This is a genomic window from Corallococcus sp. CA049B, assembly GCF_003611685.1.
GTDB lineage: Bacteria > Myxococcota > Myxococcia > Myxococcales > Myxococcaceae > Corallococcus > Corallococcus coralloides.
Genome location: NZ_RAWC01000111.1, coordinates 20670 through 28358, shown reverse-complemented (window position 1 = coordinate 28358; position 7689 = coordinate 20670). Strand labels below are relative to the sequence as shown.

The 7689-nt window shown below is 71.2% G+C and carries 5 protein-coding genes; 4 read left to right on the top strand and 1 reads right to left on the bottom strand.

Going from position 1 to position 7689, the window contains the following annotated elements; all coding sequences use genetic code 11:
* Positions 1–48: 48 nt before the first annotated feature.
* The 4 genes from D7W82_RS23115 to D7W82_RS23100 all read left to right on the top strand — a co-directional run bounded on the left by D7W82_RS23115 (position 49) and on the right by D7W82_RS23100 (position 6959).
* Positions 49–3246, top strand: a complete 3198-nt coding sequence (locus tag D7W82_RS23115) for an efflux RND transporter permease subunit (protein WP_120620421.1) — start codon at positions 49–51, stop codon at positions 3244–3246.
* Positions 3247–3335: 89 nt separating this feature from the next.
* Positions 3336–5177, top strand: a complete 1842-nt coding sequence (locus D7W82_RS42385) for a cyclic nucleotide-binding and patatin-like phospholipase domain-containing protein (RefSeq protein ID WP_120620420.1) — start codon at positions 3336–3338, stop codon at positions 5175–5177.
* A gap of 64 nt (positions 5178–5241) precedes the next feature.
* Positions 5242–6210, top strand: a complete 969-nt coding sequence (locus D7W82_RS23105) for a 3-oxoacyl-ACP synthase III family protein (RefSeq protein ID WP_120620419.1) — start codon at positions 5242–5244, stop codon at positions 6208–6210.
* Positions 6207–6959 carry a lysophospholipid acyltransferase family protein gene (locus D7W82_RS23100; RefSeq protein ID WP_120620418.1) on the top strand — a complete coding sequence of 251 codons (753 nt, stop codon included), beginning with the start codon at positions 6207–6209 and terminating at the stop codon, positions 6957–6959. Before D7W82_RS23105 ends, D7W82_RS23100 begins: the two co-directional genes overlap by 4 nt.
* On the opposite strand, the gene D7W82_RS23095 is transcribed toward D7W82_RS23100, so the two are convergent.
* Positions 6941–7483, bottom strand: a complete 543-nt coding sequence (locus D7W82_RS23095; RefSeq protein WP_120620425.1) for a DUF2378 family protein — start codon at positions 7481–7483, stop codon at positions 6941–6943. The genes D7W82_RS23100 and D7W82_RS23095 overlap by 19 nt on opposite strands.
* Positions 7484–7689 lie beyond the last annotated feature (206 nt).

Sequence of the window (7689 nt, the reverse complement as noted above, 5' to 3'; positions counted from 1 at the left end):
GCCCAAGGCATGGGCGGCGGCGCGGACGCGGGCCGGTAGGGGGCTGCCATGTTCACCGACTTCTTCATCCAGCGCCCCGTCTTCTCCAGCGTGCTGTCCATCCTCATCACGCTGGTGGGCGCCATCTCCATTCCCAGCCTCCCCATCGAGCAGTACCCGGAGCTGGCGCTGCCGCAGGTTCAAATCACGGCGACCTATACCGGCGCGTCCGCGGAGACGGTGGAGAGCGCCGTCACCACCGTGCTGGAGCGCCAGCTCAACGGCATGGAGGGCATGCGCTACATGTCCTCCACCAGCACCAACGACGGCCAGTCCACCATCACCGCGACGTTCGACCCGTCGCGCGACGTGGACCTGGCCGCGGTGGACGTGCAGAACCGCGTGGCCACCGCCACGCCGCAGCTGCCCGCGCAGGTGAACGCGCTGGGCGTCACCGTGCGCAAGGCGCAGACGCAGCTGCTCGTCTCCTTCGGCGTCTATGACAAGGAGAAGCGCTACGACACGGAGTTCATCAGCAACTACGCGGACGTCTTCATCCGCGACGCGCTGTTGCGCGTGAAGGGCGTGGGCGACGTGCGCATCTTCGGCGAGCGCCGCTTCGCCATGCGCCTGTGGCTGGACCCCTCGGAGCTGGCCCGGAGAGGCCTCACCGCGCAGGACGTGGTCAACGCGCTCCAGGAACAGAACGTCCAGGTGGGCGCGGGCAAGGTGGGCCAGGCCCCGTCCTCCAAGGACCAGGCGTACCAGCTGTCCCTCCAGGTGAAGGGCCAGCTGACGTCCGCGGACGAGTTCGGCGCCATCGTCATCCAGCGCGGCGCTGACGGCGCCCTGGTGCGCATCCGCGACGTGGGCAGCGCGCAGCTGGGCGCGGAGAGCTACCAGCAGCTGTTGCGCTTCAACGGCCAGGACGCGGTGGGCCTGGGCATCACGCAGCTGCCCGGCTCCAACGCGCTGGAGGTGCGCGAGGGCGTGGAGGCGGAGCTCCAGCGGCTGTCCGCCAACTTCCCGCCGGGCCTCACCTATCAGGTGGCGTTCGACACCACGGCCGCGGTGAGCGCCTCCATCGAGGAGGTGCTCAAGGCGCTGGGTGAAGCCATCCTCCTGGTCGTCCTGGTCATCTTCATCTTCCTGCACGGCTGGCGCAGCGTGCTGGTGGCGGTGACGACGCTGCCGGTGTCACTCGTCGGCACGTTCATGTTCGTCAACGCGTTCGGCTTCTCGCTCAACACGCTGACCCTCTTCGGCCTCACGCTGGCCACGGGCCTGGTGGTGGATGACGCCATCGTCGTCATCGAGAACGTGGAGCGCGTCATCGAGCACGAGAAGGTGGACGCGAAGGAGGCCACCCACCGCGGCATGCAGCAGGTGGCCGGCGTGGTGGTGGCCACCGCGCTGGTGCTGTCCGCGGTGTTCATCCCGGTGTCCTTCTTCCCCGGCACCACGGGCGCCATCTACCGCCAGTTCGCGCTCACCATCGCGTTCTCCATCAGCCTCTCCGCGCTCGTCGCGCTCACGCTTTCTCCCGCGCTGTGCGCGCGCCTCTTGCGCCCCAACGAGGGCAAGAAGTTCGTCCTGGCGCGCAAGTTCGACCAGGGCCTGGACGCGCTCCGGCGCGGCTACGGGAAGCTGCTGGGCGTGATGTTGGGCAAGGCACGGTGGGTCGTCGTGGGCATCTTCGCGGTGTTCCTCGTGGCCACGGGCCTGCTCTACCGGGCCACCCCCACGGGCTTCATCCCGGACGAGGACCAGGGCTACGTCATCATCGCGGTGCAGGGCCCGGAGGGCACGTCGCTGGAGTACACGCGCAACGTGCTCATCCAGGTGGAGGGCATCATCAAGCAGCAGGAGGAGGTGACGCAGATCTTCACCGTGGGCGGCTTCTCGCTGCTGGGCACCGGCGCCAACTACGGCTCGCTCTTCATCAACCTGAAGCCCTGGGAGGAGCGCAAGGCGAAGGAGTCCAGCGTCGCGGGCCTCATCGAGCGCCTGCGCGGCCCGCTGAGCCAGGTGGGCGGCGCGCGCGTGCTGCCCCTGCAACCGCCCGCCATCCGCGGCGTGGGCAGCGTGGGCGGCTTCGAGTTCGTGCTGGAGGACCAGCAGGGCGGCCGCACGCTGGAGGAGCTGGCGCAGGCCACCCAGTCCCTGGTGGGCAAGGCGGGCCAGGACCCGCGGCTGCGCGGCGTGTTCTCCGCGTTCACCGCGGGCTCGCCGCAGCTCAACATCGACGTGGACCGGGAGAAGGCGAAGGCCATGGGCGTGCCCCTGTCCTCGCTGTTCTCCACGCTCCAGGTGTACCTGGGCAGCCAGTACGTGAACGACTTCACCTTCGCCAACCGCGTCTACCGCGTGTTCGTGCAGGCCGCGACGCCCTTCCGCGACAACCCGAAGGACATCGGCAGCTTCTACGTGCGCTCGGACACCGGGGCCATGGTGCCGCTGGAGGCGCTGGTGAAGGTGACGCCCATCACCAGCGCGCAGAACATCACCCACTACAACCTCTTCCGCTCCGCCAACATCAACGGCCAGGGCAGCCCCGGCGTCTCCACCGGCACGGCCTTGAACGCCATGGAGGAGGTGGCGAAGCAGGCCCTGCCGCCGGGCTTCACCTTCGAGTGGACGGGCCTGTCCCAGGAGCAGAAGAGCGCGGGCAACACCGTGCTCGTCATCTTCGCGCTGGGCATCGTGTTCGTGTTCCTGGTGCTGGCCGCGCAGTACGAGAGCTTCGCCCTGCCCTTCGTCGTCATGCTCGCGGTGCCCGTCGCGATGATGGGCGCGCTCTTGTTGCAGAACCTGCGCGGGCTGGTGAACGACGTGTTCTGTCAGGTGGGCCTGGTGATGCTGGTGGGCCTCGCGTCGAAGAACGCCATCCTCATCGTGGAGTTCGGCGAGCAGCTGCGCGCGCAGGGGCAGGGCGTGGTGGAGTCCGCCATCAACGCGGCGGAGACGCGCCTGCGGCCCATCCTGATGACGTCCTTCGCGTTCCTCTTCGGCGTGGTGCCGCTGATGCTGGCCAGCGGCGCGGGCGCCTCCGCGCGCAAGTCGCTGGGCACGGCCGTCTTCGGCGGCATGCTCTTCTCCACCTTCGTGAACCTCATCTTCATCCCGGTGCTCTACGCGCTGGTGGAAGGCGCGCGCACGAAGATCCTGAAACACCGCAAGCACGGCAATCCACCGAGCGGACCGCGGAATCCGCCGCCGCCGTCCATCCCTCCCGAGAGGGAGCCGCCGCGACCCCAGCCGGCGTAGCGACGCGTCGCGAAGGACCCGCACGGAGCGGGCAGGCACCCTGGCGCGCTATCCGGCGCCGGAGCGTCCTGGTTATCCTTGAGCGACGCATGGCTTCTCCCCTGACTGTCGATGAGCGGCGTCGGTGGCTGTACACGTTGAAGCAAGCCCCCGTGCTGCGCCACGCGCGTGCGTCCGCCCTGCTCCGCCTGCTGGAGCGGGCCCGGCCGGTGGAGCCCCAGCCGGGCGAGGGCATCTGCCGCGAGGGCGAGCCGGTGGACGGCATCTACCTCTTGCGCTCGGGCGAGTGGCGGATGACGGCGGGAGGGGCGGTGCTCCTGCACCTGCGCTCGGGGATGTCGCTGGGCGTGGAGGCGCTCGCGCGCGGCGCGTGGCCCGTCACGGTGACGGCGGCGTCCGCGTCGTGTGCCCTCTTCCTTCCTCGCGCGGAGCTGGAGTCGGTGGCGGTGGTGCCCCGCGTGGGCGCGGCGCCGCGCACGGACGTGGTGACGTTCCGCGCGCAGCAGGGGTTGGAGCTGCCGCCCGCGATGCTGTCCGCGCTGGTGGAGCTGGTGGCGAAGGTGATGGTCCACGACTTCGGGGACCGGGTGCTGCTCGTGCGCGCGGGGACGAAGCGCGCGGAGGGCGCGGTGCGCGGAGCCGACCACGTGTTCCGCCGCACGGTGACTCCGGGCGCGCCGCTGCTCCCCGAGGGTGAGGACTTCGACTGCGTGCTGGTGGATGGCGTGCCGGTGCCGGAGTCGCTGACGCCGCGCGAGGTGCGGCTCATGCCGCCGGGCGGAGAAGCGGACGGCGTGGGGACGCAGGGAGCGCCGGTGCTTCCCACGGTGCTGCTGTCGCCGTGGCGGCCGATAGGCAGCCCGACGCTGCGGGGGCGCTCGCTGCCGGACGAGGACGGCTGGGACGAGGACGCTCCGCCGCCCGGGTGCCGGCTGCGGCTGGACTGGGAGCGGCTGGTGGTGCGGCCCGGGGACTCGCGGCCGCTGGCGGCGCTGGGCCTGGATGCGGGGACGCGGGACGCGCTGTCGCGGTGGGCGCGCGCCATCACCGGCCGGCGCGTGGGGCTGGCGCTCAGCGGCGGCGGCGTGTGGGGCTTCTACCACGTGCACCTGTTGCGGAGGCTGGCCGCGCTGGACGTGCCGGTGGACTTCCTCAGCAGCGCCAGCATGGGCTCGCTGGTGGGCGCGTACTACTGCGGCACCGCGCGCGACGGGCGTGAAGGCCTGGACGGCCTGCGCCGGCTCCAGCACCGCGCGCGGGGCGGGCACCTGTCCGCCGCGGCGCTGTCCTCGGTCGTGACGACGCAGGCCATGGAGTGGCTGGTGCGCGGCGACCTGGGGGACCTGGCGTTGGAGGAGCTGCCCGTGGGCTTCCTGCCGGTGACGACGGACCTGACCACGGGCCGCTGCGTGGTGCTGGAGAAGGGGCCGCTGGCGCTGGCGGTGCGCGCGAGCGGATCCGCCCCGGGCGTCTGGGCGCCCACGCTCCAGCCGCCCGCGCGCTACGTGGACGGGGCCTTCACCAGCATGGTGCCGGTGGACGTGCTGCTCCACTCAGGCGCGGATCTGATCTTCTCCAGCAACATCTTCCCCGCGGGCCCTCACCACGCCGCACGGCCGCTGTTGCCCGGAGCGGTGGGGCTGTTCCTCTCCGCACTCAACCCGGTGGCGCGAGCCAAGGACCTGCTGGCCAGCGGCGTGCTGCTCCTGCACCGCAGCGGCGACCTGGAGTCCGCGCGAGGCGACCTGCGCTACGACGTGGGCACGCGTGAGCATCCGTTGCTCGGCTCCATGCGCTTCACGCACGTGGACGAGGTGCTGGACGAGGCCGCGCGAGACATGGGCCTGGAGCAGAAGCTGCTGGAGCTCAAGCAGGCCTGGGAGGCGCTGCGAGGGCGCCGGAACTCGGCCAGCGGAAGGAGGGCCGCGTGATTCCTGGCCGTAGCCAGGCGCGGGAGTGCTTGCGCGGGAAGCTGGCTGGCGGCAGGAGGGCCGCATGATCCCGGTTCGCATCCTCGGCACCGCGAGCGTGCTGCCGGGCCCGCCAGTGACAACGGAAGACGTCTGCGCGCGCGTGGGCCGCGACGCGGCGGAGGTGGAACGCAAGACGGGCATCCGCACGCGGCACTTCGCTCCTGCGGGGACGCGCGCCGCGGACCTGGGCGCGCAGGCCCTGCGGGGTGCGCTGGAGGCGGCGGGGCTTCCGGCGACAGCGCTGCGGCGCATCCTCTTCGTGTCGTCGATGGGCGGTGACGTCACCACGCCGGCCAACGGCAGCCGGGTGGCGGCGGCGCTGGGGTTGTCCGGGACGTGCGATGCGATGGACATCGGCAACGCGTGCATGGGTTTCCTGAGCGCGTTCGACCTGGCGGCGCGCTCGGTGGCGACGGGGCTGGGGCCGGTGGGCGTGGTGTCCGTGGAGCTGCTGTCGCGCACCACGCGGCCAGAAGACCCTCGTCCCTACCTGGTGCTGGGTGACGCGGCGGCGGCGGTGGTGCTGGGCGAGGCGCGGCCCGGCGAGGGCGTGCTGGGGGCCGCGTTCGGCAACGACGGCACGCTGCCGCCGGACGTCGTGCTGGAGAACCCTCACCAGACGGGCCAGCGCGAGGGCATGCGCTTCCTCACCCCATCGCGCGACATGACGCGCGTGGCGCTGGGCGCATTGAAGCGCGCGGCATCAGCGGTCCTCCAGGGCGCGGGGCTGACGGTGGCGGACGTGGAGTGGGTGCTCACGCATCAGCCGAACGGGAGCATGTTCGCGGCCATCCTCCAGGCGTTGGAGGTGCCGGAGCAGAAGAGCGTCACGGTGGTGGACACGGTGGGCAGCGTGGGCTCCGCGTCGCTGGGCACGGGGTTGGATTGGCTGTGGCGCACGCGGCCGGTGAAGCCGGGGGACCGGGTGTTGATGGTGGGCGTGGGCGCGGGCGTGGCGCACGGCGCGGTGCTGTACCGGGTGGGCGGGTGACGGTCACGGCGACAGCGGCACGGGCCGCGTGGCTGACGACGTTCCGCCTGCTCCAGCGCTACCACCGCTACGAGGTGGTGAACCTGGAGCCGCTCCTGCGCCCTGGAGCGAAGCTGCTGGTGGGCTACCACGGGCGGCCCCTGGCGGTGGACCTGTGCATGCTGACGGTGACGCTGCACGACCGGCTGGGCTACCTGCCGCACGGAATCGCGCACGGCGCGTTCGACCGCATCCCCGGCATGCAACAGGTGGCGGACGGGCTGGGCTTCGTCACTGGCGACGGGCCGCTGCTGGCCGAAGCGGTGAAGCAGGGCGAGCACGTGCTGGTGCAGCCCGGAGGCACGCGCGAGGGCTGCCGCGACTTCCGGCACCGCTACCGCGTGGACTGGGGAGAGCGGCTGGGCTACCTGCGGCTGGCCGTGCGCCACGGGCTGCCCATCATCCCCATCGCGGGCCACGGCATGGACGACGCCTACGTGGGCCTGAACAACGGCTACGCGTGGGGCAAGCGCGTGGGGATGCCCGGAAGGCTGCCGCTGTGGCTGGGCGTGGGTGCCACGGGCCTGTGGCCGCTGTCCCTGCCCTTCCCGGTGAAGATGACCCAGTGGATTGGAGAGCCACTGACGACCCACCTGGCCCCAGGCTTCGACGCGGCGGACCGGGAGGCCCTGCTCACGGTGCACCGCGAGGTGACGGGCGCGGTGCAGGGACTGCTGGACACAGCACGGGACTACCAGCGCATGCGGTAGATGGCGGCGCGGCCCTGGCGGGACTCGATCACGGTGGTCAGGCCCTTCACGCCGGTGGTCAGCGTCCCGTGGTGGCAGATGGAGCCGATGAACTCCGGGTAGGTCCCGCCCTCGTTCACCTTGATGCGGTAGTCCGTGTCCCCCAGCCGCTCCACCTCCACGTGCAGGAAGTTGCTGCCGGAGGCCAGGTTGCGCGACGTGCGCTCCAGGGTGCGCGCGGGGCCCAGCAGCCTCACCACCGTCTGCAGCGCGCGGCCCATGTTCGTCTCGAAGTAGCCCGTGACGAAGCGCTCACCCAGCCGCCACTGCGCCTCGTTCATGGACACGCCCGGGAACAGCTCCGTCGCGCAAAGGTGCAGGACCTTCTGCCAGATGGCGTTCGGATACGCGGGCTCCAGCTTCCGGTCCAGGTCCAGCCCGGCGTCCTTCAGCTTCGCGCGCAGCGGACCGTCCAGCCGGCCCTTCAAGGCCAACAGCAGCCCTTCGACCGTATGGCCGAAGATGATCTCCGAGGGGTTCGACACGAGGGGCTCCTCCGCCACGTCTCGGGGGATGACGTGGCTTGGGTGCCCCCTGGTTAGTCCGAACACCGACGGGTGAACAACCCCTACATCCCAGGGGTGATGACGATTTCACGGCAAGGACAGTCACACCTCCCCGCCGTCAGAAGCGGCCAGGCAGGCCCCGCGTCAATGATTGCCCACCCGCCCCTGTCCCAGGGGCATTCCTC

Bases quoted from the DNA above. Each gene is read 5' to 3' on its own strand.
- D7W82_RS42385 (WP_120620420.1), top strand. From the start codon at position 3,336: ATGGCTTCTCCCCTGACTGTCGATGAGCGGCGTCGGTGGCTGTACACG.
- D7W82_RS23115 (WP_120620421.1), top strand. From the start codon at position 49: ATGTTCACCGACTTCTTCATCCAGCGCCCCGTCTTCTCCAGCGTGCTG.
- D7W82_RS23105 (WP_120620419.1), top strand. From the start codon at position 5,242: ATGATCCCGGTTCGCATCCTCGGCACCGCGAGCGTGCTGCCGGGCCCG.